Below are 23710 nucleotides of genomic sequence, written 5' to 3'. Positions count from 1 at the left end.
CCAGGGTGATACGTCGGGTGCGGTGGATGCGATCGGTGAGATCGCGGACATCATCGGGCAGATCAACGACTACCAGCTGACGATCGCGTCGGCGGTGGAGGAGCAGACCGCGACGACGAACGAGATGGGTCGTGGTGTGGGCGAGGTCGCGACGGGTTCCAGCGAGATCGCCGTCAACATCACCGGTGTCGCCGACGCCGCGGCGCAGTCGAGCGAGACCCTCGTCCAGATCGGCGACTCGGTCTCCGAGCTCGCCCAGGTCTCCGAAGCACTGCGTGCCCAGGTCTCGCGCTTCCAGATCTGACGGACCGGAATCCCCATGACCACCCGCACACCGAGGACGGCCGCTCGCCGGCGGCCGTCCGCGCACCGACCGAAGGGAGGGCACCGATGATCCGCGTGCTCGTCGTCGACGACTCCGTCGTCATCCGCCGTCTGGTGACGCAGACCCTCGAGCGCGACCCGGACATCACCGTCGTCGGCACGGCGGCCGACGGGCGTCTCGCGCTCGCGAAGGTCGCCCAGCTCGACCCGGACGTCGTCACCCTCGACATCGAGATGCCCAGGATGAACGGCATCGAGACGGTGGCCGCCCTGCGCGCCGCCGGCCGCCGGGTGCCGGTGATCATGTTCTCCACGCTCACGGAGCGGGGGGCCGCGGCGACGCTCGACGCGCTGACCGCCGGCGCCACGGACTACGTGACGAAGCCGAGCGGGACCGGCTCGGTCGCGACCGCCCTCGAGCGGGTCGGCGCCGAGCTGGTGCCGAAGATCAAGGCGTTGGTGCCGCAGCGCACGCGGGCGGCGGCCACCGCCCGCCCGGCCGGCGGACGGGCGGTGCCGACCGCCCGGCGCGCGAACCCGGTCAAGCCCGTGCGCGCCGTCGTCGTCGGATCCTCGACGGGAGGGCCGGAGGCCCTGCGCCGTGTCCTGTCGGAGCTCGACTCCCCGCTGCCCGTGCCCATGCTGATCGTGCAGCACATGCCGCCCGTGTTCACGCGTCAGCTCGCCGAGCGCCTCGACCGCGTGGGGCCGATGACCGTCGTCGAGGCCGCCGGGGACGAGCCGCTGCTCCCCGGGCACGCGTACCTGGCGCCCGGCGGCCGGCACCTCGAGGTCGTCGGCCAGGGTGCGGGGGTCCGCACGCTGCTCACCGACGGGCCGCCCGTCAACTTCACGCGCCCGGCCGTGGACGTGCTGTTCCGCTCCGCGGTCCGCGTGCTCGGCGGGGACCTCCTCGCGCTCGTGCTCACCGGCATGGGCTCGGACGGGCGGGACGGCGCGGGGGAGATCGCCCGCGCCGGCGGCCACGTCCTGGCCCAGGACGAGCAGACGTCCGTCGTGTGGGGGATGCCCGGCGCCGTGACCACGGCGGGACACGCCCACCAGGTGCTGCCCGTCGGCACCATCGCCCAGGCCCTCGCGGCCGCGACCTCGGGGACGCGCCCATGACCGTATCCACCCAGTCCTTCACCTACGTGAGCGACCTCGTCCGCACGCACAGCGCGATCCAGATCAACCCTGGCAAGGAGTACCTCGTCGAGTCCCGGCTCGGTCCGCTCGCGCGCGAGAAGGGCCTCACGGGCCCGGGCGCCGTCGAGAGCTACGTGCAGCGCTACGTGCGCGGCGGCAGCTCGACCGAGGTGGTGCGCGTCGTCGAGGCCATGACCACGAACGAGACGTCGTGGTTCCGGGACACCGCGCCCTTCACCGCCCTCCGCCAGGCGATCGTGCCCGCGTTCGCGGGGGCCGAGATGAGGATCTGGTCGGCCGCGTGCTCCACCGGCCAGGAGCCGTACAGCATCGCGATGGTGCTGCGCGACGCCGGGGTGCAGCGGTACTCGATCCTGGCGACCGACCTCAACGCCACGGTCGTGGAACGGGCGCGCACGGGCCGCTACAGCCAGCTCGAGGTCAACCGCGGGCTGCCCGCCCCGATGCTGGTGCGCAACTTCCGTCGCGCCGGCGCCGAGTGGGAGGTCGACCCCGCGCTGCGGCGGTCCCTCACGTTCGAGAAGCACAACCTGCTGACCCCGCCGCCTGGGTCCGGGCTGTTCGACGTCGTGTTCATGCGCAACGTGCTCATCTACTTCGACCTGCCCACCAAGCGGTCGATCCTTGCCCGGCTCCACCGACGCGTGCGACCGGGGGGCTTTCTCGTCCTCGGTGCCGCCGAGACCACCGTCGGCGTCGACCCCGCCTGGGAGCGCGTCGACGTCACGCAGGGCTCCATCTACCGACTCAGAGGAGGCAGCGCATGAGGGCGCTGATCATCGACGACGCCCGCGTGATGCGCAGGATCGTCGCCACGACGCTGAGGGATCTCGGCTTCGAGACCGCCGAGGCGGGGGACGGCCGCCAGGCCCTCGACCTGCTCGAGGCGGGCGAGGAGTTCGACCTGGCGTGCGTCGACTGGAACATGCCGGTGATGGACGGGCTGGAGTTCGTCCAGGCGGTCCGTACCCGCCGCGAGTGGCGGGACCTCACGCTGATGATGGTCACCACCGAGTCGGAGCAGGGCCAGATCGTGCGGGCACTCGCCGCCGGGGCCCACGAATACCTCATCAAGCCGTTCACCCCGGATGCACTGATGGCGAAGCTCGACCTGCTCGGGCTCCTGGCGACGAAGGAACTGCCGCGATGACCGACACGACGACGGAGACGATGACGGAGACGCTCGCTCGCAGCGTCCTGCCCATCGCCCAGGACCTGTTCAGCGCCATGATCGACGGCGAGCCGGGGCTGCTCCAGGCCGGGACCGGCACTGCCGACCTGGCCGCCGGCTCCGTCCGGGCGCGGGTCGACATCGTCGGCCCGACGTCGACGCGTGCCGAGGTCGTCACGACCCGGCCCACCGCCGACCGGATCGCTCGTGCCCTGCTGCAGATGGCGGACGACGAGCCGCTGTCCGGCGAGGACGTCGAGGACGCGCTGGGGGAGGTGGCGAACGTCGTGGGCGGCAACCTCAAGGGGATGCTTCCCGAGGGGTCGTCGCTCACCCTGCCCGTGGTCGAGCTCGACGAGCCTGCGTCCGCGCCGGCCGCCGACCACGACGAGCTGTTGCTGTGGCGGGGGGAGCCCCTCGTCATCTCCCTGTGGACCATGAACGGAGAAGAGCTGTGAAGGTACTGGTCGCCGACGACTCCCGCGTGATGCGGCAGATCGTCATCCGCACGCTGCGTCAGGCGGGCTTCAGCGCCTGGGAGGTGGTCCAGGCCGGCGACGGCGCGGAAGGGCTCGACACCACTCTGCGCGAGAAGCCCGACCTCGTGCTCTCGGACTGGAACATGCCCGAGATGAACGGCATCGACTTCCTGCGCGGCCTGCGGGCCGCCGGGTCTCAGGTCCCGTTCGGGTTCGTCACGTCGGAGGGCTCGCCCCAGATGCGCGAGCTCGCCGAGAGCGAGGGCGCGCTGTTCCTCATCGCGAAGCCGTTCGATGCCGACACCTTCGAGGACGCGCTGCGGCCGCACTTCCGCTGAGCCGCAGCAGCACCTCGATCTAGGGCCTGTTTCGGAAGTGGTCTGAGCGTTGGGCGTCGGCCCAGGTCTTGACGTCGGTGGCGATCGTGATGAGGTCAGCGGTGGTCGTCGTGTGGGTGGGGCCGTTCGCTTCGCTGCGCTCGATCGTGAACGCGCCGAAGGCGCTGGCACCGCGGGTGACGGAGATGAACCACTGGTCTTCCTCGTCGTGGGGGTAGACGACGAAGAATGTGTTGTTGGTCGTGTTCAGGGCACCGATCAGGGCGAGCAGGTCGTCCTGGCCGGGTCGTCGACATGGTCGCCGCTCTCGGCATCGGCGTAGAAGGTCACGATGTTCAGGATGCCAGCGGCCCCCGGCCGGATGGTCACGTGCGGGCGGTGAGGGTGATCAGCCAGTCGCCGATCACGGCGATCTGCACGGTCGCGGTGAACCGCACGGCGAGCTTGTCGTATCGGGCGGCCACGGCCCGCCACCGCTTGAGCCGGTTGAACATGCACTCCACCGCGTGCCGGTCGCGGTAGTCGACCCGGTCGAAGTGTGGCGGGCGTGCGGCCGCGGCGTGGACCTTGGTCGTCAACCCGCCCCGGGATCTGCCCAGCGGTGATCGTCCGGCTCACGATGCACACCGCCCGCAGGCTCTACCTGCTCGGCGCCGCAGCGGCGGGCGCCCCCGGCGTGCTGATGAGCACGCGAGGTCGTCAAGTCGATCGACAGCTCCCAGCAGATCAGCCTGCGTTCGTCCGCGGCTGCTCGCAACAGGTCCGCGACCTCGTCCCACACGCCCTGGCGCTGGAACCTTCGAAAGAGCCGTTAGACGCTCTGCCACGGCCCATATCTCTCGGGCACATCGCGCCACGGCGCGCCGACCCGGACCCGCCACCGGATCCCGTCGACCGGTCGCGGCAAAACCGCGGCGGACGCCCACGAGAGGCCACTGGCTGCAACGGCTCGAGCACCGCCAAGCCGCATCACTCAGGTCACCACGCGCCACGACCCTTAATCGTGCCGAACCCGGCAGACCGCGCGGAACGGACTTCCGAAACAATCCCTATAGCTCAGACTCGCGCTTGCGGTGTGCGGGCATGGCACCTCCTCAGGGGACGAGAACTGTGGGAGCCCGCGGCGACGCCCCGACGCGGCGTGGCGAGGATCGCTCGGCATGAACGTGTGGCGAGAGGGGGGCGAAGGCGCCGGCAGCGAGCGTGACGCTGGACTTGCAACTGCGAGAGCGGGTGAATTGTCGTGTCTAGCAGATGCCCTAACGAATCGTGTGGTCGTATTCGTTGCGTCGGGCTCCAGTCCCGCACGCATGCGGGGCAGGCCGAGCCGGCGCGAGCTGTGTCGGCTGAGTCATTTTTCTCAAGGTGGAGGAAACGTGAAGAGTTGCAGCCTGCGTCGATCGGCCGGCCGGGTGGGGGTGGCTGGGCTGAGCCTGATGGCTCTCGTGGCGGTGGGTGCGGCGGCTCCCGCGTCAGCAACCAACAGCACCGATGTCGGAACGGTCGCCAGCCAGCCGGCAATCGCGGAGCAGGGCAGCGGTACGGCTGAAGCAGATATCCCGGCGGATGTGCTGAAGGCGATCGAGCAGTACCTAGCGGCCCAGGACGCAGTCCGCGTCGACCCGGTGGTAGCGGAGCGTGCTGGCAGCGGGACGCGAGCGCTGTCCGCCGTTGCGGGTGCAGACGACAGTGCAGCAGGCGATGCCGCCGCCTACGCAGAAGCAGGGCTTGACATCGTCGAGTCGGTCACCCCGAACACGGAGCTGAGCCCGTCGGTGGTCGGGGAAGATGGCTCGGTCAGAGTCCACGCTGACATCACGACGACGGTTCAATCGGTCGAGCAGGGGACGTCGAATGTTCCTGAGGAGTCGAGCTGGACCGACGAGCACATCTACAAGGCGACTCCGCAGCCCGGGGGCAGCTACGTCGTAACTAACGACGTCATCGTGCCGCCCCCTTCGGACGGATCGGTCGAAGGAGATGTCACACCGCCCGAGGATGTCACGGACCCGCTTCCGGAAGACGAGTCCGTTCTCGAGCGTGATCCGGAAGAGGAAGCGGCCGGTTCGATCGAATTGTTCCAGTCCTCGACCAGCGGTTCCGCGACCGCCGCCTACGCCAAGAAGTGGACGAAGGCAAACAAGCTCAACACCGCCTACCCTGACCTGCCGAACGACTGTGCCAACTTCGCGTCGCAGTCTCTTCGAGCGGGGGGATGGGACCTTAAGGGTGGCACGAATCCGCGTGACACCAACAACTGGCACTACAACCTGACTGGACCGGCGGGGCCGTCGTGGACGTGGTCGAACTCCAAGACGCTCTACTACTACGCTAAGGTCAGGGCGAACTGGACCAAGTACAACAGCGTGTACAGCGCCAAGCAGGGTGATCTGATCTTCGCCGACTGGGACCCCAAGGGCAAGGCTGATGGCACGCTCGACCACACCATGGTTGTCACGGGGATGAAGAAGACGGGAAGTAAGAACATGCCGTACATCTCTCAGAAGTCATCCAATCGCTACAACATCCCGTTCTCGCAGTCGCTCAAGCTTGCGAAGGACCAGGGGAAGACTTCCATGAAGTTCTATGCGTTGAAGCACCGCTGATGAGGGAGTTTCTCGGGGTCCTCATCTGGGTTGTGCTACTTCTTGCTGCGATCGCCATCGCTGTCGTCACGATTGCCGTGGCGGTCCGCGGCCGAGGCAGCGTTGCACGCTGGGTGTCTGGCCTCGTCGCGGTGCTCATCATCGGCTGCGCGCTATGGTTCTCCGCCGCTCCAGTTATCGTCGACGGCGTGACTTGTTCGTATGGCCCTGCTGCCAAGGGTTTGGTCTACGACGGGGCGATACCGCTCACGGACTTCACAACTACGTGTCTCCATCAAGCACGGCGGATCGAGGCTTGGTGGCTCGTACTCGCAGCCATCGCTGCGGTCGGATGGCTTGTTTTGATCCGCGGATCGAAAGGCTCATTGATCGGGCGATGTAGTGGGTGAGGTTGCGGAAGCCGAGGGCGGAGCCTCGTAGGTGCTCGAGCCTGCCGTTGAATCTCCTATGTTCGTCAAGTGGTCACGAGTTCGGCTTGGGCGGCAGCGTTGAGGTGGCGGTAGATCTCGCGGGCGAGGTAGCGCTTGAGGCATCTGCGGATCTCGCGCAGGGTGCGGCCTTCGGCGGTGCGACGCTCGACGTAGGCGCGGGTGCGGGGGGCCATGCGCATGCGCGTGACGGCGGCCATGTGGAGCGCCCGGTTGAGGCGGCGGTCCCCGCCGCGGTTGATGCGGTGTCGCACGGTGTTGCCCGAGGAGGGCCTTCTCCCCGAAAAGTGGACACGCGGGGTGGGGTCTATGCCGCTGTTGGCAGCGTAGTCGTGCGGGGTGCGGGTTCCGGTGTCGTGGCCGTAGAGCGTGCCTCGAAGGTCACTGGCGGCTGGTAGCCGCAGCGGGAGTGGCGGCGGGTGTTGTTGTACCTGTTGACCCATCGGAACACGGCCATGCGGGCGTCTCGTTCGGTGGCCCAGGCCGCGTCGCCACGCAGCGTCTCGCGTTTCATGGACGCGTTCCACGACTCGGCCAGGGCGTTGTCCGCGCTCGAGCCCACCGCGCCCATCGAGAGCTTCACGTCGAGGCGCTTGCACAGGGCCGCGTAGTCCTTGGAGGTGTACTGGGCTCCGTGGTCGTGGTGCACGATCGCGCCTCGCAGGCTCCCGCGTTCGCGGGCGGCGGCGTCAAGGGCGTCGGTGACGAGGCTGGTGCGCATGTGGTCGGCGATCGCCCAGCCGACCAGGCGCCGGGAGTAGCAGTCGATGATGGTGGCCAGGTGAGAGGAACTGCCCGGCCCCGTAGGGCAGGTAGGTGATGTCGCCGACGTACTTCAGGTTCGGCGCTGGCGCGGTGAAGTCCCGCTTGACCAGGTCGGGGACCGGGGTGGCGGACTGGTCCGGGATCGTGGTCCGCTTGCGCCGTCGTAGCCGTAGCCCGGCGATGCCGCGCTCGCGCATCACGCGCGCGACGCGCTTGCGGTTCACGCGTTCGCCCGGCGCGGCGCCGTCGTTGAGCTCGGCCGTGATGCGCGGCGCGCCCTGGGTGGTGTCTTTGTCGTGCGCGGTGCGGATCCGCGCCGCCAGCGCGTCGTCGTCCGCTCGTCTCGCGGCACGCTTGGCAGCTCCGGCGAGCCACTTGTAGTACGACGAACGGGCGATCTCGACGATCTCGCACAACCGCTTCACCTCGAAGGTGTCGGAGTGGTCGGCGACGAACTGGAAGCGGTTCACCAGCCCGTCTCCCCGGCGAAATACTTCGCTGCCTTACGCAGGATGTCTCGCTCGGTCATCAACCGCTGCTTGTCAGCGGCGAGCTTGCGGACCTCGTCGCGCAGCCGCGCGAGCTCCTCGTCGGGGTTCTCCCCGCTCACCGTCGTGCTGTCCGCTCGCACCGCCGAGCGCGGGCCGCGAGTCGGGATACCGGCCTGCTCGACCCAGCGCGTCAACGCCGACTTCGAGCAGCCGAGCTCGGCCGCGATCTCCACGATGCTCGCGCCCTCGGTAACGCGGTACAGCTCGACCGCATCACGCCGGAAGTCCTCCGGGTAACGCTTGTTCGCCATGGACAGATTCTCGCTTCCTCCGACCGAAGCCGGATCGAGCGTGTCCACCAAACAGGGTCAGGCCCCCCGACGCGCCGACCGGCCCCGCAACGGCTGCTACACCCTCATCTGCGTTGAGCCAGATTTGTGACCAATTGAGTCCCGCATGTCAGCGGCGGCAGTGTCGGGGTCATGCAGCGGCGAACCGAAGGGGAGCTGCGCTGCCTCATCAGCACGAGGGCCCCCCGGAGGGGGAGCCCTCGCTAGGCGCCGTCGTCGGGCAACGGGTACGTCACGCGACGTCCCTCGCCGACGACGGCGCCCGCGCTCAGGCGCGCGGGGTCGACGTGGCCTCTGCCGACGATGTGCCGCACCTCCTCGCCGTGGGCGAGGAGATGGTCCGCGATGATGCGGCGGTGGCACCGCCACCACACCGCCTCGGAGCACATGACGGCCAGACGCCGTGCGTGTCCCTGCTCGCGCAGGTCCGCCAGCGCGTGCCGGAAGTCGTCCGAGAGCGCATGGTCGGCGTAGTTGTGAAAGCTCCGGTTCTCCCACCAGGCGTTCATCTCGAACGGCACGTCCTTGCTCACCGGGCGCCGGCCGGTCAGGCCCTCCGCGCGCTCGAAGCCGACCCTGACGGAGCGCAGCGACGCCGCGAGCGCGTCCTCGTCGAAGTGCGGGTACCGGGCGGAGCCGGGCAGCCGACGGACGTCGACGAGCAGCTCGACGCCTGACTGCCGGAGCAGGTCGACGAACTCCTGGAGCGTGCGGCTCGAGTGCCCGACGGTGAAGAACGGCTCGCTCGGCGTCGGGTCGGTCCGATCAGGCACCTCGTCCCCTTTCCCTCCCCGCCATGGGATCACCTCGGCGGGGATCGCGCACGGACGACGGCCGGGGTGCGCAGCGGTCGGCGCACAGGTCAGGGCCTGCGGGGCCTGGTCGGCCCCGCAGGCCCTGGAGGGTCCTGCGGATCGTGGTCCGTCCCGCGGACCCGTCGGTCCCTCGGCCCTGGTCGGGCCGGGGCCGTGGTCAGCGCAGGACGACGGTGAGCGCCCCGCCGCCGTAGCCCGCGATCTGCACCGTGGCGTCGAGACGCCGGCCCGTGCTGCGCAGGAACGACACCGGCAGACCCGGGAGGGCGCCGCGGTGGGAGTCCACGACGTCCTCGAGCTTGAGGTGCGGGGCGTCGTCGGCGTTGAAGAGCGACGCCGTGACGTTGAGGACCTCGCTGAGGTTCTCCAGCAGCACGTCGCTCAGGGAGCCGTCGGCCACGGCGTCCTTCGCCGGGCCGGGCGGCATGAGGCCGATCGCGGCGCCGAGGTAGGCACCGAGCGAGAGGTCGACGGCGACGACGGCCTCGACCTGGGCGCGGTGGCTCACGTAGGTGGCCGCGACGATGCCGCGCGTCTCGGGGGTCATGAGCGCGCCGGCGCGCTCGGTGGTGCAGTCGCGGCCGACCAGCCCCGCGAACAGGTCGCGGATCTCCTTGAGCTGGGGCAGTGGCGTGATGGTCACGGGATTCGTCCTTCGGTAGCAGCGTGCGTCGTCGTGCGGGTGTGGCGGGAGGCGCGGCGGGGCTCAGGCATGGACGAGCGCGCGCCGGATGTCCAGCCCCTGCCCGTCGAGCACGGTCTGGACGGCGGCACCGGTGTCCGGGTGCACGAGCACGGGCGCCAGGAGGTTGACGCTCAGCGTTCCGTCGTGGGTCCCGGCGACGACCAGCACCACGGGGTCGGGCCCGGCACCGGTGATGCCGATGCGCTCGAGGTCCGTGGCCGGCAGCGCGGGGGAGTAGTCCGGTACCCACAGCCCCGGGTCGAGCACGAGGAGCGTGAGGCCGGGAGCGTCGAGGGCGACCAGCGTGTAGACGCCGTCGGCCGGCTCGGTGACGAGCTCGAAGCGGCGGGCGGCGAGGCCGGGGGGCGGGGTGACGAAGGTGAGAGTGGTCATCAGCGGATGTAGTCCATGAGGGTCGGCTGCAGGATGCTGGCACCGATGCTCAGCGTCGCCTGGTAGGCCACCTGCTTGAGCTGCAGGTCGATGGCGAGCTCGGCGAGGTCGACGTCCTCGATCGTGGAACGTCGGGCCTCGAGGTCGGTACGCACCCCGAGGTTGGTGTCGGCCGCCCGCTCGAGCTGGCTCTGGCGGGCACCGACGGTGGTGTGCTGGGCGAGGACGGCGTCGAGGCGCTCGTCGACGGCGGCGAGGTGGCCGCCCGAGCCGTTCCCGGCGCGCAGGTCGGCCGCCATCGTGTCGAGCAGCGCGAACACCGAGCCCGCGCCCGCCCCGAAGACGGCCGAGCCGTCGACGTCTACGCGGACGGTCGAGTCGGCGCCGATGCGTCGCTCCACGGTCGTGCCCGCCACGCCGGTGTACGAGTAGTCGTCGCGGAACGCGACGCCCTCGTCCGAGGTGCCGGCGAACACGGTGCGGCCCAGGTACGTGGTGCCCGACTGGCGCAGCAGCTCGTCACGGAGCTCGACGAGCTCGCCGGCGATGGCCTCGCGGCCCTCGGCCGACGTCGTGTCGGAGGCGCCCCGGAGAGTCAGGTCGCGCACGCGCTGGACGATGTCCGTGACGGTGCCGAGCGCCGAGTCCAGCGTCGCGAGCCAGCCCGTGCCGTTGTCGACGTTGCGGGAGTACTGCTGCTCGGTGGCGAGCTGGTTGCGCACCGACAGGGCGTCGGCGGCCGCGGACGGGTCGGACGAGGCCCGCGTGAGCCGGCGCCCGGAGGTGCCCTGCTCCTGGAGCTCGGCGATCCTCGCGAGGTTGGTCTGCAGGCTCCTCGTGACGTACGAAGCCTGCATCTGAGGGGTGACGCGCACGGTTCTCCTCCTGACGGACGGCGGGTCGGGCTACAGGCCGACGCGGCCGGTGCGGTTGATGAGCTGGTCGAGCATCTCGTCGACGGCGGTCAGTACCCGTGCCGCGCCCGAGTAGGCGTGCTGGTACTGCATGAGGTTCACGGTCTCCTCGTCCAGCGAGACGGCGGAGTGCGACTGCAGGTCGTAGACGGCGGCGGACGACGCCGCGGACGCGATCTGCGCCTCGTAGTCGGCCGAGCCGGACCGGACCGCGAGCTGCGTGACGTGCGCCGACCACACGGCGTCGGGGCCGTCGTCGTCGAGCCCCAGTCCCGCGATCGCGTCCGCCACGGACCCGTCGAGCGCGCCGGACCCGGCGGCGCCGGCGGCGACCTGGCCGGGTGCCGTCACGGCGACCCGGAGCCCGGCACCCGCCGGCACGCCGGGGTCGAGGGCGAAGAAGTCGCCGCCCGCGTCGCCCGACGGGGTCAGGGCGCTCGCGTGCAGGGCGTTCACCGTCGTGGCCAGCGTCGTGGCCAGGGCGTCGTAGCCGGCCGCGGCCTGCGCGTAGACGCCGCCGTCCGAGGCGGGGGCCATCGCCGACAGGTACCCGGCGAGCTCGCCGCCCGCGAGGTCGACGTCCGAGCCCGCGCGGTGCGCCCACTCGAGCCGCACGGGGTCGCCCTGCGTGCCGTCGAGCGTCGTCGAGCCGGTGAGCCGCACCTGGTTCGTCCGGGTGCCGTCGACGAGGAGGTTGCCGCCCACGAGCACGTCGACCGTGCCGTCGGGAGAGGTGCTGGTGCTCGCGCCCGTCAGCCGCGCGAGCTGGTCGGTGAGCTGGTTGCGCTGGTCCACGAGCTCGTTGGCGGTCCCGCCGTCGGAGGAGAGGATCCGGTCGTTCAGGATCGCGACCTGGCCCGCGAGGGTGTTGACCTCCTCGACGCGCGCGGAGGCTCTGGTGCGGGCCTGCGTCCACTCGGCCGCGACCCGGGAGCGGCCGTCCGCGATCTGCGTGGCGAGGGCGCCCGCCTGTTCGATGACGACCCACCCCTGCGCGTCCTTGCCGGGGGAGTTCGCGACGTCCTGCCACGCGCCCCAGAAGGACTGGAGGGCGGAGGCCACGCCGATGTCGGAGGGCTCGCCGTGGATGTCCTCGGCCGCGTGGTACGCGGCGGCACGCACCGACGAGTACCCGTCGCCGGACGCCGTCTGGCGCACGCGGGCCTCGAGGAAGAGGTCGCCGAGACGGGCCACGCCGTCGACGGACACGCCCTGGCCGTTGGTGACCTGCCGGCTGAGGCGGCCCAGTCCCATCTCGGTCAGCGGGGCCACCGCCGACTGCTCCACGCGCTGACGCGTGTAACCGGGCGTGTTCACGTTGGCCACGTTCTGGCCGGTGACGTCGATGCCCGCCTGGGCGGCGCTCAACCCGCGGGCGGCGGTGTTGAGGATGGCGAACGAGCTCATGGGGGGACTCCTCCTGCGAGGTCCGGGACGGTCGGGTCGGCCAGGGGTGCGGTCTACAGGACCGTGTCGAAGAGGCGGGCGCCGTCCGACTGCGCGGTCGCGGCGCCGGACGCGTCGTAGGTGCGCGCCTCGCCGTCGAGGTTCGCGAGGGTCTCCTGGGTGGAGCGCGCCGCGTGCGTGACGAACTGGGCGTTGGAGTCGCGGACGGTGCGGATGCGCACCGTCAGCTCGGTGAGCCCGGCCAGGTGACCCTCGAAGATCTCGCGCCAGGGCCCGGGTTCCGGCGCCCCCGCGGCGAGCTCCCGCAGCGTGGCCTCCGGCGAGAGGCCCCACGTGGTGGCCACCGTCTCCGAGGCGACGGTGCGCACCAGGGTCGCCTCACGGACCTTCTCCATGACGTTCTCGACCTCGCGGTTCGCCTGCGCGAGCCAGCGGGTGCGGCCGGAGGTGAGCAGCAGCTGCTCCTCCTCGAGCTTGAACTGCAGCATCTCGAGCAGCTCGCGCTCTCGCCACAGCAGGGTCGACAGCTCCTGGGGGCCCACGGGGCTCTCCTCTCGCGGGTTCGGGTCGGTGGTCGGGTGAGCGGCAGCCCTGCCGAGGCAGGACGCCGTTCACCGAGCACTGTCGGCAGCCGCGGCACGGATGTGGCCCGCCCCGCCCCGCGACCTGTCAGGGAGAGGGGCTCGGGAGTTGTCAGGGCCACGTGCACGGTGCGGTGCACCTGGCCCTGACAGCTCAGAGGGCTCGGGAGTTGTCAGGGCCACGTGCACGGTGCGGTGCACCTCGTGCTGACAGCTCGGGACTGACCGGCGCGCCCGGTGCATGGGGAGTCCCAGACGCGGCCGACGCCGCGACCGACTCCCCGTCCCCGGCGCCGCGCCCGGGGACGCCACAGCAGAAAGGTGCTTCGGCGTGAACCTCACCGAGCGCAACGCTCTCGTCGTCGACAACCTTGCCCTCGTGGGCTTCCTCGTCTCCGACCTCGCCCACCGTGCCGACCACGTGTCGCGCGAGGACCTCGCGTCGGTCGGGGCGATGGCGCTGACCACGGCCGCCACCAACTACGACCCGTCCCGCGGGGTGCCGTTCGGCGCGTACGCCCGACGGCGCATCCTCGGCGCGCTCGCGGACGAGCTGCGCTCCCAGGACTGGGCGCCGCGCTCCGCACGCCGCCGGATCAAGGAGCTGAAGGCGGTCGAGCAGTCGCTCACGGCCTCGCTCGGGCGCCAGCCCACCGACGAGCAGATCGCCCAGACGATGGGCGTGACCCTCGCCGAGGTGCGGGACATCCGCGACGACGCCGGCCGCTCGATCGTCGCCGTCGAGGACGACACCTACGACCGGGTCGTGCACGACGCCCCCAGCCCCGAGGACGAGGTGCTGGCGGTGGAGGAGAGGCACGTCGTGCGGCAGGCGGTCGCGGCCCTGCCGGAGCGGATGCGGTACGTGGTCGAGGCGATCTACTTCTCCGACCGCAGCGTCGGCGAGCTGGCGGCCGAGCTCGGCATCGGGCACTCCACGGTGTCCCACACGCGGATCGAGGCCGTGCAGATGCTGCGCGAGGCGCTCGAGACGCATTACGCGGCCGCGTCCGCCTCCCCCGGGGCGTCGCAGCCCGGAGAGCCCGCGCCGCGTCCGGCCGTCCCCCTGACGCAGCGCCGCCGGGACTACGCCGCAGCGGTGGGCCAGCGGGTCGCGGGCGGTGCCACGCGCCGCGCCGCCTGGGCGGTCCGGGCCGCGTCCTGAGGTCCGGCCGAATGTGACCCAGGTCACAGGCCACATCAGCGGGGAGCCTGTCGAGAGTGCTCCATGAACCGGCCCACGGATGGGCCGGAGGGAAACAGATTTCCACCCGCCCGTCTCACGGAGGATCTTCATCATGGGCTTCAGCGTCAACACCAACGTCTCGGCACTCAACACGTACCGGAACCTCACCAACACCCAGAACAGCCAGAGCAAGTCGCTCGAGAAGCTGTCGTCGGGTCTGCGGATCAACCGCGCGGCCGACGACGCCGCGGGCCTCTCGATCGCCGAGGGCCTCAAGGCCCAGGCCGGTGGCTACTCGATGGCCGCCCGCAACGCGCAGGACGGCATCAGCGTCGTGCAGACCGCTGAGGGCGCCCTGGGCGAGGCCCAGTCCATCCTGCAGCGCATGCGCGACCTGTCGGTGCAGGCGTCCAACGACACCAACAACGCCGACGCCCGCTCGGCGATCTCCGCGGAGCTCGGCGAGCTCGCCAACGAGCTCGACCGCATCGTCGACTCGACGAACTTCAACGGGATCAGCCTGCTGTCGACCACCGCCGCGGACCTGAACGTCCAGGTGGGTGCCGAGGGCAGCGGTGACGGCAACACCATCACCATCGACCTGACCACCAACAACCTGCAGACCGTCATCGAGGCGGGCGTGTACGACGCCGGCGGCGCCGGCGGCACCTCCCTGGACGTCACCACGGCTGCCGGTGCCCAGGCCGCCATCGAGACCCTCGACACGGCCCTGACCGCCGTCTCGACCGCCCGCTCCGGCCTCGGTGCGACGCAGAACCGTCTCGAGTACGCCATCTCCAACATCAACGTCGCCGCGGAGAACCTGACCGCCGCGGAGTCGCGGATCCGCGACGTCGACATGGCCAAGGAGATGATGAACTACTCGCGGACCAACATCCTGGCCCAGGCCGGGACCGCGATGCTGGCCCAGGCGAACCAGTCCTCCGCCGGCGTTCTCCAGCTCCTCGGCTGAGTCTGACGGAGCCATCTGCGGTGGGCGGTGCGGTGCATACCGCGCCGCCCACCGCGGCACCCGGGCGCTGGCGCGCGCCCCACCCCTTCTGTCGCCCCCACCCGATCGACGTCCCATCCTGGAGGCTGCCCGCATGAGCATCTCGTTCACCGGAATCGCGAGCGGCATCGACACCGCCGCGCTGGTCAAGCAGCTCATCGCCGCCGAGTCGATCCCGCAGCTCCAGCTCCAGGCCAAGGTCTCGGCCGAGCGGTCGGAGATCAGCTCGCTCCAGGACCTCAACACGCGGCTCGCGGCCCTCGCGAAGTCCGCGAAGGAGCTGACGGGCCCCGACGCCCTCTCGCTCTTCACCGCCACCAGCTCCTCGGACTCCGTCGCCGTCGCCGCCCGTGCGGGCGCGGGCGCCGGGAGCCTCGACATCGTCGTCGACACCGTCGCCGCTGCGCAGAAGTCGGTCACGGCCGCCACGAGCGCGGCGACGACCACCAGCTTCACCATCACCGGCTCCGACGGCTCGCACACCGAGCTCACCGCCGCCTCCACGTCGCTCGACGACGTCGTGAGCGCGATCAACGAGGCCGACGCCGGCGTCCGCGCCGTCAAGGTCGCGGCCGGGACCGACGCGGGGACCGGCGAGCCGGTGTACCGCCTGCAGCTCACCGCCACCGACACCGGGGCCGCGAGCGCCTTCTCCTTCCACGCCGGTACAGCCGCCCAGGTCGACGCCGGCACGGCCACCGACCTGCTGGCCGCACCGGGTGCGGCCACCGTGACGGCCGCCGCCGACTCGTCGGTCCGCCTCTGGGCGGGCACCGCCGCCGAGCAGACGATCACCTCGGCGTCCACGACCCTCACCGACGTGCTGCCGGGCGTGGACGTCACCGTCTCGAAGCCGACCACCGACGCCGTGACCGTGACCGTGGGCGACGACCCAGAGGCCCGGGCGAAGGTCGTCCAGGGGCTCGTCGACTCCGTCTCCGCCGTCCTGTCGCGCATCGCCGCGCAGACCAAGGTCACCGTCGGCACCGACGGCTCCACCTCGGGCGCGACGCTGGCCGGCGAGTCGGTCGTGCGCAGCGCCCGCCAGGGGCTGCTCGAGTCGCTGACCTACCCCGTCGGCGGCGTCTCCCTGTCCACGATCGGCATCGAGATCACCCGCTACGGCGACGTGTCGTTCGACGCCGACAAGCTCTCCGCCGCCCTCGCCGCCGACCCGGACGCCGTCATGGCCCGGTTCTCCGCCGTGGCCACGCGGGTCCAGGAGACCGCCGAGTCGTTCTCCGACAAGTACGACGGTCTGCTGACCACCACCATCCAGGGCCGGGTGACGAGCGCGAAGCGGCTGGACGACCAGATCCTGGCGTGGGACGCACGGCTCGAGCAGCGGTACAACCGCCTCACCACGCAGTTCACCGCGATGGAGGTGTCGCTCGCGCAGCTCCAGTCGCAGCAGGACTGGCTCACGGGGCAGCTCGCCTCGATGAACGCGTCGAAGTCCAGCTGACCGCCCTCCCCACTGAGGAACTGACCGTGACCCACATCGCCCAGAGCGCCTACGGGCGCGACGCCGTCCTGACCGCGTCCCCTGCCCGGCTGCTCACCATGCTGTACGACCGCCTGGTGCTCGACCTGCGCCGCGCGCAGGCGGCGCAGGCCGAGGAGCGCTGGTCGGCCGCGTCCACCCAGCTGGTGCACGCGCAGGCGATCGTCGCCGAGCTGATGGGCTCGCTCGACCGGACCGCGTGGGACGGTGCCGAGGACCTCCTCGCGCTGTACGTCTACGTGCACGAGGCGCTCGTGGCCGCGAACGTCGGCCGCGACGTCGCGCGCACGGCCGAGGCGCTCGAGCTCGTGCTACCGCTGCAGGAGGCCTGGCAGCAGGCCGCCGACCAGCTCCCCGCCGCCGCGGGCGCGAGCCTGGTCGGAGGTGTCTCCGGTGTCGCGTGAGGCGGAGGCCGACCGCGACCGGTGGACGGCCGTGCTGGACGAGCTCGACGCGATGGCGGCAGGTTCCGTCGACCTCGCCGACGAGGCGATGGTCGCGCGGCTGTGCGGCTGGGAGCCGCCGCTGGACCTGGACCGGATCCCGGCCGACCTGCGACCGCGGGCGCTGGAGGTCCTGGACCACCTGAGCGACGTCGTCGGCCGGCTGCGTGCCCAGATGGCGGACCACCGCCGCCAGGCACGCGCCCTGGCCGAGGTGCCCCGGACGCACGACGCGGGGGCGGCGGCCTACCTGGACGTCTGCGCCTGAGCCGGAGCACGGCTCACCCGCCCGGCCCTTGCATAGGGGTCGGGTGACGATCAGAAAGAGCGCGAAGCGCACGGCGAGGACGGATCGCTCGCCCGGCAGGCCATGGGACGGCCGACCCCAGCACCACGGGAAGACCTCCATGTTCGACTCCGTCACCTCCCTGGCGCTCCAGAGCGCGCTCGACGGGCTGTCCGCCCGCCAGAGCGCGATCGCGGAGAACGTCGCCAACATCAACACGCCCGGCTACACCGCCAAGCGCGTGCAGTTCGAGGAGGCGCTCGCAGCCTCCGTCGGCGACGGCGACGGCGACGTGCGCCCGACCGTGTCGCGCTCCCTCGAGCCGACGCAGCTCGACGGCTCGAACGTCAACCTCGACACCGAGACGATCTCGAACATCGACACGGTGCTCCGCTACCAGTTCGCGACGCAGGCCGTGGGCGGCGAGGCCGCCGCCCTGCGGGCCGCGATGAGGACGGCCTGACATGACGTACGACGCCCTGGGGATCGCCGGCACCGGCCTGTCCCTGCACCGCAAGTGGCTGGACGCCGTCGCGGACAACATCGCGAACGTCAACACCGTCACGTCCACCGACGACGAGGCCTTCCGGGCCCGCTACGTCCTCGCGACCGAGGGCACGGCGGACGACCCGGGCGCGTACGTCGCCGGCGCCGCGTTCGGCAGCGCCGAGGGGCGGATCACCTACGAGCCGGACCACCCGCTCGCCGACGAGGACGGCTACGTGCGCTACCCGGACATCGACATGTCCGAGCAGATGGGCAGCCTCATCCTCGCCCAGCGCGGGTACCAGGCGAGCGCCGCCGTCGTGGACCGCGCGAAGACCGCCTACGAAGCAGCCCTGCAGATCGGGAAGTGACCACGATGCCCCTCACGCCCATCACCCCCGTCGAGGCCACCACCGCGACCGGCTACCTCTCCGCCGCCGAGAGCTCCGTCGCCCCGTCCTCCGCGTCGCCCACCGGCGCCTCCGACTTCGCGCAGGTGCTCGGGTCCGCGGTCGACGGCACCCAGCAGCTGCAGGGAACCGCGAACGAGCTGGCGATCGCCGCCGTCACCGGCGACCTCAAGAACGTCCACGAGGCCACGCTCGCCGCGACCCGCGCCCAGACGACCCTCGAGCTCGTCGCCACCGTGCGCAACAAGGCGGTCGACGCGTTCAACGAGATCATGAGGATGCAGGCCTGACATGCCCGAGAAGATCAAGTCCTCGCTCGGCCGCGCCTTCGGCGCCGTCCGCGACTTCACCATCGCGCAGCGCACGCTGGCGGTGCTCGCCCTGGCGATCCTCGCGGTCGCCGTGGTGGCACTCGTCATGTGGGTGACGCGCCCCAGCTACTCGCCGCTCTATTCGGGGCTGTCCAGCGCGGACGCCTCGGCGATCGTCGAGCAGCTCCAGTCCTCCGGCGTCCCCTACGAGCTGTCCGACGGCGGCGCGACCGTCATGGTCCCCGAGGAGCAGGTCTACGACCAGCGCCTCGCGGCGGCCGCCGCGGGCCTGCCCGCCGAGGAGCCCGTCGGTGGCTACTCCCTGCTCGACGAGATGGGCGTCACCTCCAGCGAGTTCCAGCAGGACGTCACGTACAAGCGCGCCCTCGAGGGCGAGCTGGCGCGCACCATCTCCGCGATGGACGTCGTCGAGACGGCCACCGTGCAGCTCGCCATCCCCGAGGAGACGGTCTTCGTCGACGAGAAGGGGAAGCCGACGGCCTCCGTGTTCCTCCAGCCGTCGCACGGCAAGCAGCTCGAGACCGACGACGTCGAGGCGGTCGTCCACCTCGTGTCGGCCTCGATCGACGGCATGGCGCCCACGGACGTCGCCGTCGTCGACGCGGACGGAGAGGTGCTGTCCGAGGTGGGCGTCGGGACGCGCTCCTCGGGGACGCAGGCCGCCGAGTACGAGGACCGGGTCGCCGGCCAGGTGCAGACGCTGCTCGACCGCGTCGTCGGCCCCGGCAACGCGACCGTGGCCGTCACCGCCGAGATCGACCAGTCGAGCTCGGAGCGGCTCGCCGAGAGCTTCACCGCCCCCGAGGGCGAACCGGTGCTCAGCGAGTCGACGAGCACCGAGGGCTACACGGGCGGCGCCGGGGGAGAGGCCGGCGTGCTCGGCCCCGACAACATCGCCGTCCCCGGCGGAGGCGCCGCGGGCAGCAACTACACGTCCGAGAAGGCGACGCGGAACAACGCCGTCGACAAGGTCACCGAGACGACGACGACGCCCGCCGGCGCGCTGACGCGGCAGAACGTGTCCGTCGCGGTGGACTCCGACGCGGCCGGGACGCTCGACGCCGAGGCGGTCACCGCCCTGGTGTCCACCGCGGCGGGGATCGACGACGAGCGCGGCGATGTGGTCGAGGTCGAGATCCTGCCGTTCGACACGAGCGCCGCGGACGAGGCCCAGGCGGCGCTCGCGGCGGCCGATGCGGCGGCCGAGGCCGAGCGCCAGGAGGCGTTCGTGCGCAACCTGGTCGTCGGCGGCGTCGCGCTCGTCCTGCTCCTGCTGGTCGTGATCGGCCTGCTTCGCAGCCGCAGCCAGCGGCGCCGGGAGCGTCGCGAGTCGATCGACGCGGACGCCCTCGCGCTCGCGAGCGGAGACGACCTCGCGGCTCTGACCGCGGGCGACGGGCTCGCTCCCGAGCTCCCGCCGGCGCCCCCGCGCCCGGCGATCCAGCCGCCGGTGGCGCGCATGACCGACGTGGACCAGCGCCGCGCCGAGGTGGACGCGCTCGCCGCGGCCGACCCGGACAAGACCGCGGAGTACCTGCGGGGGCTGCTCACCGAGGGCCGGGCGGGGGTGACCCGATGAGCGTCGCCACGTCCCCCGCCGACGCGACGACGGTGCTTCCCGCCGTCGTCGCCGAGTCCGGGCCGTCACCCGCCCTCGTGCGCAAGATCGCCTCGATGACGGGCGTCCAGAAGGTCGCCCTGGTCCTCATGCAGATGAGCCAGGAGCACGCCGCGACGATCATGTCGCTGTTCTCCGAGGACGAGGCCGGCGAGGTGGCGGCCGAGATCATGCGCACCCAGGTCGTCGACGACGTGCTCGCCGTCGCGGCGCTCGACGAGTTCTACGACATGGCGCTGTCCGGCAGCCCCCGCCCTCGCGGCGGCAAGGACTTCGCCGTCGGGCTGCTCGAGGCGTCCCTGGGTGCCGATCGGGCTGCCGAGATGGTCGACCGCCTGGTGACGAGCATGCAGGGCAAGGCCTTCGAGTACCTGGACGGGACCGACCCCGGTCAGATCGTCTCGCTGCTGGACGGCGAGCACCCGCAGACCGTCGCCCTCGTGCTCGCGCACCTGGGGCCGCACGCGGCGTCGGCCGTGCTCGCGAACCTGGCGGACGACTACCGCACCGACGTCGCCCAGGCGCTCGCCACGATGGGCACGGCGTCCCCCGACGCGGTGAAGCTCGTCTCCGAGCAGTTCCGCACCCGGATGGGCGCCAGCATCGCCCCGCGCCAGCCGGCCGAGACCGTCGGCGGCGTCCAGCCTCTGGTCGACATCATCAACCGCGCCGACGTGGCCACCGAGAAGGCGCTCCTGGACGGGCTGGAGGCCCGTGACCCGATGCTGGCCGAAGAGGTCCGCTCGCGCATGCTCACCTTCGAGGACATCGCGTCGTTCGACGCGCGCGACGTGCAGACGATCCTGCGCGGCGTCGAGATGGCCGTGCTCGCGCTCGCCATGAAGGGCACCAGCCGCCGGGTCGTCGACACGATCACGGCGAACATCTCCGAGCGCAACCGCGCCGTCCTCGAGGACGAGACCGCGGGCCTCGGCGGAGTGCGCATGAGCCAGGTGGAGGAGGCGCGCGCCGACATCGTGCGCATCGTCCGCGACCTGGAGTCCGAGGACAAGATCACCATCCACCGCACGGAGGAGGACGAGCTTGTCTACTGACTTCGTCGCCGCCCACCGGGCGGCGGACCACCAGACCACCGGCACCTTCGTGCCGCAGGTGGCGCCGGTGCTGCCCGGCACGCACCTCGCGCGGCTGGAGGCCTCGGCCTCCGCCCGCGGGTACGCGGCGGGTTACGCCGCGGGCGCCCGCGCCGCGCGGGAGGAGGCTGCCGCGCTCCGCGCCAGGCTCACCGCGCAGGACGAGCGGCGGGCGGCGGAGCACACGGAGCGCACCGCGCGCGCCCGGCAGCTGCTCGACGCGGCGGCCCGCTCCCTCACCGAGCGGACCGTGCCGGTCGTCACCGAGGCGCAGGACGCCGTGCTGGCGGGCGCCCTCGACCTGGCGGAAGCCATCGTCGGGGTCCACCTCGCCGACCCTCCCCACGCCGCGCACGCCGCCCTGGCCCGGGCGACCTCCGACCCGCAGGGCGCCGTCGTGGCGGTGCGCCTGCACCCGGACGACGTGCAGCTCCTGGCCGATACGGGCGTCGCGGACGTGCCGCTCGTGCCCGACCGGACGCTGCGGCCCGGCGACGCGGTGGCCGAGCTCGAGCAAGGATTCCTCGACGCCCGCGTGCGCACCGCCGTCGAGCGGGCCCGCGCGGCCCTGGACGACCGCGGCGACGCCGGAAGTGCCTCGTGACCGCCACGACGACGGCCACCGGGACCACCGCCCGCCCGAGCGCCGGGTGGGTGCCGTCACGGACCCGGCCGCGCGCGTTCGACGCGCTGCTCTCCGCCGCCCGCCCCGAGCGGGTAGGGGTCGTCACGTCGGCGGTCGGGCTGAGCATCGAGGTCGCCGGGCTGCGCTGCGCGATCGGTGACCTGGTGCAGGTGGGCTCCGCCCCGAACGCCGTCGACGCGGAGGTCGTGGCCACCGCCGAGGGGCGCGCGCGCTGCATGCCGCTCGGGCGGCTGTCCGGGATCGGCGCCGGCGACCCCGTGCGCACGAACGGCAGCGGCGTCGTCGTGCCGACCGGCCGCGGGCTGTTCGGACGGGTGATCGACGCCCTCGGGCGTCCGGTCGACGGCCTGGGGCCCCTCGACAGCGGCGCCCGGGTCCCGGTCGACAACGAGGCACCCTCGGCGATGGACCGCGCCCGCATCGACACCCCGCTGACCACGGGGGTGCGCGTCCTCGACACGCTCACCACGCTCGGCCGCGGCCAGCGCATCGGCCTGTTCGCCGGGTCCGGCGTCGGCAAGTCGTCGCTGCTGTCGATGGTCGCGCGCGGTACCGATGCCGAGGTCTCCGTCATCGCCCTCGTGGGCGAGCGCGGTCGCGAGGTGCGCGAGTTCCTCGAGGACGACCTCGGTCCCGAGGGCCTCGCGCGCTCCGTCGTGGTCGTCGCGACCTCCGACGAGCCGGCGATGATGCGCCGCCGGGCCGCGTTCACCGCGACCCGGATCGCGGAGTCGTTCCGGGACGCCGGCAAGCACGTCGTCCTCATGATGGACTCCCTGACCCGCGTGTCCATGGCTCAGCGCGAGATCGGGCTGTCGGTGGGCGAGCCGCCCGCGACGCGCGGCTACCCGCCGTCGACCTTCTCGCTCATGGCGAGCCTGCTCGAGCGTGCCGGCACCGGCCCGACCGGGTCCGTCACCGGGATCTACACGGTCCTGGTCGACGGCGACGACCACAACGAGCCGATCGCCGACCAGGCGCGCTCCGTCCTCGACGGGCACGTCGTGCTGGACCGTGCGATCGCGGTGACCGGTCACTACCCGGCCGTCGACCCGCTCGGGTCGATCTCGCGCGTCGCGTCGCGCGTCACGACGGCGGAGCAGCGCTCGGTCGCCCTGACGCTGCGCAAGGTGCTCGCCGCGCGGCGCAAGGCGCAGGACGTCCTCGACATCGGCGCCTACAAGACCGGCACGGACCGGCTCGTCGACGCCGCGCTGGAGCACGAGGCCGCGATCAACGGCTTCCTGCAGCAGGCGATGACGGACCAGACGCCGGCACCCGAGGCGTGGTCGCGGCTGACGCGGCTCGCCGAAGCATTGGCTGGGGAGGAGGCCTGATGGCGAACACGTTCCGGCTCGCAGGCGTGCTGCGTCTGCGCAAGCTCACCGAGGACCGGGCGAAGCTGCGGCTGGCGGGCGCCGGCGCGGAGCTCGACGGCGCCCTCGAGCGGGCGGGCGGTCTCGCCGCCTACGTCGAGAGCTCTCCGGAAGGGGCAGGCACCAGCGCCTCGCTCGCGGCCCTGGCCGCGTCGCGAGCCGCGGCCGGCGCCATGTACTCCGTGCTCGAGTCCGAGGTGCGCCTCAAGGCGCAGACCGTGGACGAGGCACGCGCCGCGCTGCAGCAGGCCCGCAGCGAGGCCATGGGGCTGGAAAAGCTCCAGGAACGGCACGACCGCGCCGCTGCCCTCGCCGAGGGCCGCACGGAGCAGGCCGCGCTCGACGAGGTCGCCTCGTCGGCGTGGCACCGGACATCGGGAAGGACCGCAGGACCGTGAGC

At 71.8% G+C, this 23710-nt stretch carries 28 protein-coding genes and 3 pseudogenes; 21 read left to right on the top strand and 10 right to left on the bottom strand.

Translation table 11 applies throughout. The features are described from left to right. The 6 genes and pseudogenes from LEP48_RS17650 to LEP48_RS17625 form a co-directional block, all read left to right on the top strand. Positions 1-304 (top strand): annotated as a pseudogene (locus tag LEP48_RS17650) (methyl-accepting chemotaxis protein); the annotation flags it as partial. A gap of 86 nt (positions 305-390) precedes the next feature. Next, complete coding sequence (locus tag LEP48_RS17645) at positions 391-1452, top strand: protein-glutamate methylesterase/protein-glutamine glutaminase (RefSeq protein ID WP_225566884.1); 1062 nt, start codon at positions 391-393, stop codon at positions 1450-1452. After that, complete coding sequence (locus tag LEP48_RS17640) at positions 1449-2261, top strand: CheR family methyltransferase (RefSeq protein WP_225566883.1); 813 nt, start codon at positions 1449-1451, stop codon at positions 2259-2261. The genes LEP48_RS17645 and LEP48_RS17640 overlap by 4 nt, the downstream gene beginning before the upstream one ends. Beyond that, a complete protein-coding gene (locus LEP48_RS17635) occupies positions 2258-2644 on the top strand; it encodes a response regulator (RefSeq protein WP_225566882.1) in 387 nt (128 codons plus the stop codon). Before LEP48_RS17640 ends, LEP48_RS17635 begins: the two co-directional genes overlap by 4 nt. Continuing rightward, positions 2641-3123: a chemotaxis protein CheX gene (locus tag LEP48_RS17630; protein ID WP_225566881.1), complete on the top strand. Its 483-nt coding sequence runs from the start codon at positions 2641-2643 to the stop codon at positions 3121-3123. The genes LEP48_RS17635 and LEP48_RS17630 overlap by 4 nt, the downstream gene beginning before the upstream one ends. Continuing rightward, positions 3120-3482, top strand: coding sequence for a response regulator (locus LEP48_RS17625; protein ID WP_225566880.1), 363 nt, complete (start codon positions 3120-3122; stop codon positions 3480-3482). The genes LEP48_RS17630 and LEP48_RS17625 overlap by 4 nt, the downstream gene beginning before the upstream one ends. 365 nt (positions 3483-3847) lie before the next feature. On the opposite strand, the gene LEP48_RS17620 is transcribed toward LEP48_RS17625, so the two are convergent. Continuing rightward, positions 3848-4060, bottom strand: coding sequence for a hypothetical protein (locus LEP48_RS17620; RefSeq protein ID WP_422723854.1), 213 nt, complete (start codon positions 4058-4060; stop codon positions 3848-3850). A 233-nt stretch (positions 4061-4293) separates the two neighbouring features. Then, entirely contained in the window at positions 4294-4452 is a 159-nt protein-coding gene (locus LEP48_RS18965; protein ID WP_225566890.1) for a transposase, read from the bottom strand. A 406-nt stretch (positions 4453-4858) separates the two neighbouring features. Between LEP48_RS18965 and LEP48_RS17610 the strand changes: the two genes are divergently transcribed. Both LEP48_RS17610 and LEP48_RS17605 read left to right on the top strand, forming a co-directional pair. Next, positions 4859-6088: an amidase domain-containing protein gene (locus tag LEP48_RS17610; RefSeq protein WP_225566879.1), complete on the top strand. Its 1230-nt coding sequence runs from the start codon at positions 4859-4861 to the stop codon at positions 6086-6088. After that, entirely contained in the window at positions 6088-6477 is a 390-nt protein-coding gene (locus LEP48_RS17605) for a hypothetical protein (RefSeq protein ID WP_225566878.1), read from the top strand. The genes LEP48_RS17610 and LEP48_RS17605 overlap by 1 nt, the downstream gene beginning before the upstream one ends. A 65-nt stretch (positions 6478-6542) precedes the next feature. Here LEP48_RS17605 and LEP48_RS17600 read toward each other — a convergent pair. From LEP48_RS17600 to LEP48_RS17565, 8 genes and pseudogenes are all read right to left on the bottom strand, one after another. Next, positions 6543-6788, bottom strand: a pseudogene (locus tag LEP48_RS17600) (transposase); the annotation flags it as partial. Between the two features lie 35 nt (positions 6789-6823). After that, positions 6824-8083 (bottom strand): annotated as a pseudogene (locus LEP48_RS17595) (IS3 family transposase). 242 nt (positions 8084-8325) lie between these two features. Beyond that, positions 8326-8895, bottom strand: coding sequence for a DUF488 domain-containing protein (locus LEP48_RS17590; RefSeq protein ID WP_225566877.1), 570 nt, complete (start codon positions 8893-8895; stop codon positions 8326-8328). Between the two features lie 199 nt (positions 8896-9094). Beyond that, positions 9095-9580, bottom strand: coding sequence for a hypothetical protein (locus LEP48_RS17585; RefSeq protein ID WP_225566876.1), 486 nt, complete (start codon positions 9578-9580; stop codon positions 9095-9097). A 63-nt stretch (positions 9581-9643) separates the two neighbouring features. Further along, positions 9644-10015, bottom strand: a complete 372-nt coding sequence (gene fliW / locus LEP48_RS17580; protein WP_225566875.1) for a flagellar assembly protein FliW — start codon at positions 10013-10015, stop codon at positions 9644-9646. After that, complete coding sequence (locus LEP48_RS17575) at positions 10015-10890, bottom strand: flagellin N-terminal helical domain-containing protein (protein ID WP_225566874.1); 876 nt, start codon at positions 10888-10890, stop codon at positions 10015-10017. Before LEP48_RS17575 ends, fliW begins: the two co-directional genes overlap by 1 nt. A gap of 30 nt (positions 10891-10920) precedes the next feature. Further along, the gene (flgK, locus tag LEP48_RS17570) at positions 10921-12336 is read right to left on the bottom strand and encodes a flagellar hook-associated protein FlgK (RefSeq protein WP_225566873.1); all 1416 of its coding nucleotides are present in this window, start codon (positions 12334-12336) and stop codon (positions 10921-10923) included. Positions 12337-12389: 53 nt separating this feature from the next. After that, entirely contained in the window at positions 12390-12878 is a 489-nt protein-coding gene (locus LEP48_RS17565) for a flagellar protein FlgN (RefSeq protein WP_225566872.1), read from the bottom strand. A gap of 370 nt (positions 12879-13248) precedes the next feature. On the opposite strand from LEP48_RS17565, the gene LEP48_RS17560 reads away from it, so the two are divergent. The 13 genes from LEP48_RS17560 (at position 13249) to fliJ (ending at position 23708) form a co-directional block, all read left to right on the top strand. Beyond that, positions 13249-14082, top strand: a complete 834-nt coding sequence (locus LEP48_RS17560) for a sigma-70 family RNA polymerase sigma factor (RefSeq protein ID WP_225566871.1) — start codon at positions 13249-13251, stop codon at positions 14080-14082. Between the two features lie 133 nt (positions 14083-14215). Beyond that, entirely contained in the window at positions 14216-15076 is an 861-nt protein-coding gene (locus LEP48_RS17555) for a flagellin N-terminal helical domain-containing protein (RefSeq protein WP_225566870.1), read from the top strand. Positions 15077-15209: 133 nt separating this feature from the next. Then, on the top strand, positions 15210-16580 hold the full coding sequence (gene fliD, locus LEP48_RS17550; protein ID WP_225566869.1) for a flagellar filament capping protein FliD: 1371 nt from the start codon (positions 15210-15212) through the stop codon (positions 16578-16580). 26 nt (positions 16581-16606) lie between these two features. Continuing rightward, positions 16607-17023, top strand: coding sequence for a flagellar export chaperone FliS (fliS, locus tag LEP48_RS17545; RefSeq protein ID WP_225566868.1), 417 nt, complete (start codon positions 16607-16609; stop codon positions 17021-17023). After that, entirely contained in the window at positions 17013-17330 is a 318-nt protein-coding gene (locus tag LEP48_RS17540) for a hypothetical protein (RefSeq protein WP_225566867.1), read from the top strand. The genes fliS and LEP48_RS17540 overlap by 11 nt, the downstream gene beginning before the upstream one ends. Before the next feature lie 139 nt (positions 17331-17469). After that, a complete protein-coding gene (locus LEP48_RS17535; RefSeq protein WP_225566866.1) occupies positions 17470-17811 on the top strand; it encodes a flagellar basal body rod protein FlgB in 342 nt (113 codons plus the stop codon). A 1-nt stretch (position 17812) separates the two neighbouring features. Then, entirely contained in the window at positions 17813-18205 is a 393-nt protein-coding gene (locus LEP48_RS17530; RefSeq protein WP_225566865.1) for a flagellar basal body rod protein FlgC, read from the top strand. Positions 18206-18210: 5 nt separating this feature from the next. Further along, the gene (fliE, locus tag LEP48_RS17525; protein WP_225566864.1) at positions 18211-18534 is read left to right on the top strand and encodes a flagellar hook-basal body complex protein FliE; all 324 of its coding nucleotides are present in this window, start codon (positions 18211-18213) and stop codon (positions 18532-18534) included. A gap of 1 nt (position 18535) precedes the next feature. Next, entirely contained in the window at positions 18536-20155 is a 1620-nt protein-coding gene (gene fliF / locus LEP48_RS17520) for a flagellar basal-body MS-ring/collar protein FliF (RefSeq protein ID WP_225566863.1), read from the top strand. Next, positions 20152-21249, top strand: coding sequence for a flagellar motor switch protein FliG (fliG, locus tag LEP48_RS17515; RefSeq protein ID WP_225566862.1), 1098 nt, complete (start codon positions 20152-20154; stop codon positions 21247-21249). The genes fliF and fliG overlap by 4 nt, the downstream gene beginning before the upstream one ends. Next, entirely contained in the window at positions 21239-21892 is a 654-nt protein-coding gene (locus LEP48_RS17510) for a FliH/SctL family protein (protein WP_225566861.1), read from the top strand. The genes fliG and LEP48_RS17510 overlap by 11 nt, the downstream gene beginning before the upstream one ends. A 50-nt stretch (positions 21893-21942) precedes the next feature. Beyond that, positions 21943-23271, top strand: coding sequence for a FliI/YscN family ATPase (locus tag LEP48_RS17505; protein ID WP_225566889.1), 1329 nt, complete (start codon positions 21943-21945; stop codon positions 23269-23271). Further along, positions 23271-23708 carry a flagellar export protein FliJ gene (gene fliJ, locus LEP48_RS17500; protein WP_225566860.1) on the top strand — a complete coding sequence of 146 codons (438 nt, stop codon included), beginning with the start codon at positions 23271-23273 and terminating at the stop codon, positions 23706-23708. Before LEP48_RS17505 ends, fliJ begins: the two co-directional genes overlap by 1 nt. The last annotated feature ends 2 nt before the right edge of the window (positions 23709-23710 follow it).

It is taken from the genome of Isoptericola luteus (assembly GCF_020297055.1).
In the GTDB taxonomy this organism is placed as follows: domain Bacteria; phylum Actinomycetota; class Actinomycetes; order Actinomycetales; family Cellulomonadaceae; genus Isoptericola; species Isoptericola luteus.
Note: the sequence above shows the minus strand (reverse complement) of the source record. Positions and strands in the feature narration are given on the sequence as shown.

Excerpts from the sequence above, each read along its gene's own strand:
- LEP48_RS17645 (WP_225566884.1), top strand. The coding sequence starts at position 391 with ATGATCCGCGTGCTCGTCGTCGACGACTCCGTCGTCATCCGCCGTCTG.
- LEP48_RS17640 (WP_225566883.1), top strand. The coding sequence starts at position 1,449 with ATGACCGTATCCACCCAGTCCTTCACCTACGTGAGCGACCTCGTCCGC.
- LEP48_RS17635 (WP_225566882.1), top strand. The coding sequence starts at position 2,258 with ATGAGGGCGCTGATCATCGACGACGCCCGCGTGATGCGCAGGATCGTC.
- LEP48_RS17630 (WP_225566881.1), top strand. The coding sequence starts at position 2,641 with ATGACCGACACGACGACGGAGACGATGACGGAGACGCTCGCTCGCAGC.
- LEP48_RS18965 (WP_225566890.1), bottom strand. The coding sequence starts at position 4,452 with ATGCGGCTTGGCGGTGCTCGAGCCGTTGCAGCCAGTGGCCTCTCGTGG.
- LEP48_RS17605 (WP_225566878.1), top strand. The coding sequence starts at position 6,088 with ATGAGGGAGTTTCTCGGGGTCCTCATCTGGGTTGTGCTACTTCTTGCT.
- fliW (WP_225566875.1), bottom strand. The coding sequence starts at position 10,015 with ATGACCACTCTCACCTTCGTCACCCCGCCCCCCGGCCTCGCCGCCCGC.
- flgK (WP_225566873.1), bottom strand. The coding sequence starts at position 12,336 with ATGAGCTCGTTCGCCATCCTCAACACCGCCGCCCGCGGGTTGAGCGCC.
- LEP48_RS17555 (WP_225566870.1), top strand. The coding sequence starts at position 14,216 with ATGGGCTTCAGCGTCAACACCAACGTCTCGGCACTCAACACGTACCGG.
- fliD (WP_225566869.1), top strand. The coding sequence starts at position 15,210 with ATGAGCATCTCGTTCACCGGAATCGCGAGCGGCATCGACACCGCCGCG.
- LEP48_RS17535 (WP_225566866.1), top strand. The coding sequence starts at position 17,470 with ATGTTCGACTCCGTCACCTCCCTGGCGCTCCAGAGCGCGCTCGACGGG.
- LEP48_RS17530 (WP_225566865.1), top strand. The coding sequence starts at position 17,813 with ATGACGTACGACGCCCTGGGGATCGCCGGCACCGGCCTGTCCCTGCAC.
- fliE (WP_225566864.1), top strand. The coding sequence starts at position 18,211 with ATGCCCCTCACGCCCATCACCCCCGTCGAGGCCACCACCGCGACCGGC.
- fliF (WP_225566863.1), top strand. The coding sequence starts at position 18,536 with ATGCCCGAGAAGATCAAGTCCTCGCTCGGCCGCGCCTTCGGCGCCGTC.
- fliG (WP_225566862.1), top strand. The coding sequence starts at position 20,152 with ATGAGCGTCGCCACGTCCCCCGCCGACGCGACGACGGTGCTTCCCGCC.
- fliJ (WP_225566860.1), top strand. The coding sequence starts at position 23,271 with ATGGCGAACACGTTCCGGCTCGCAGGCGTGCTGCGTCTGCGCAAGCTC.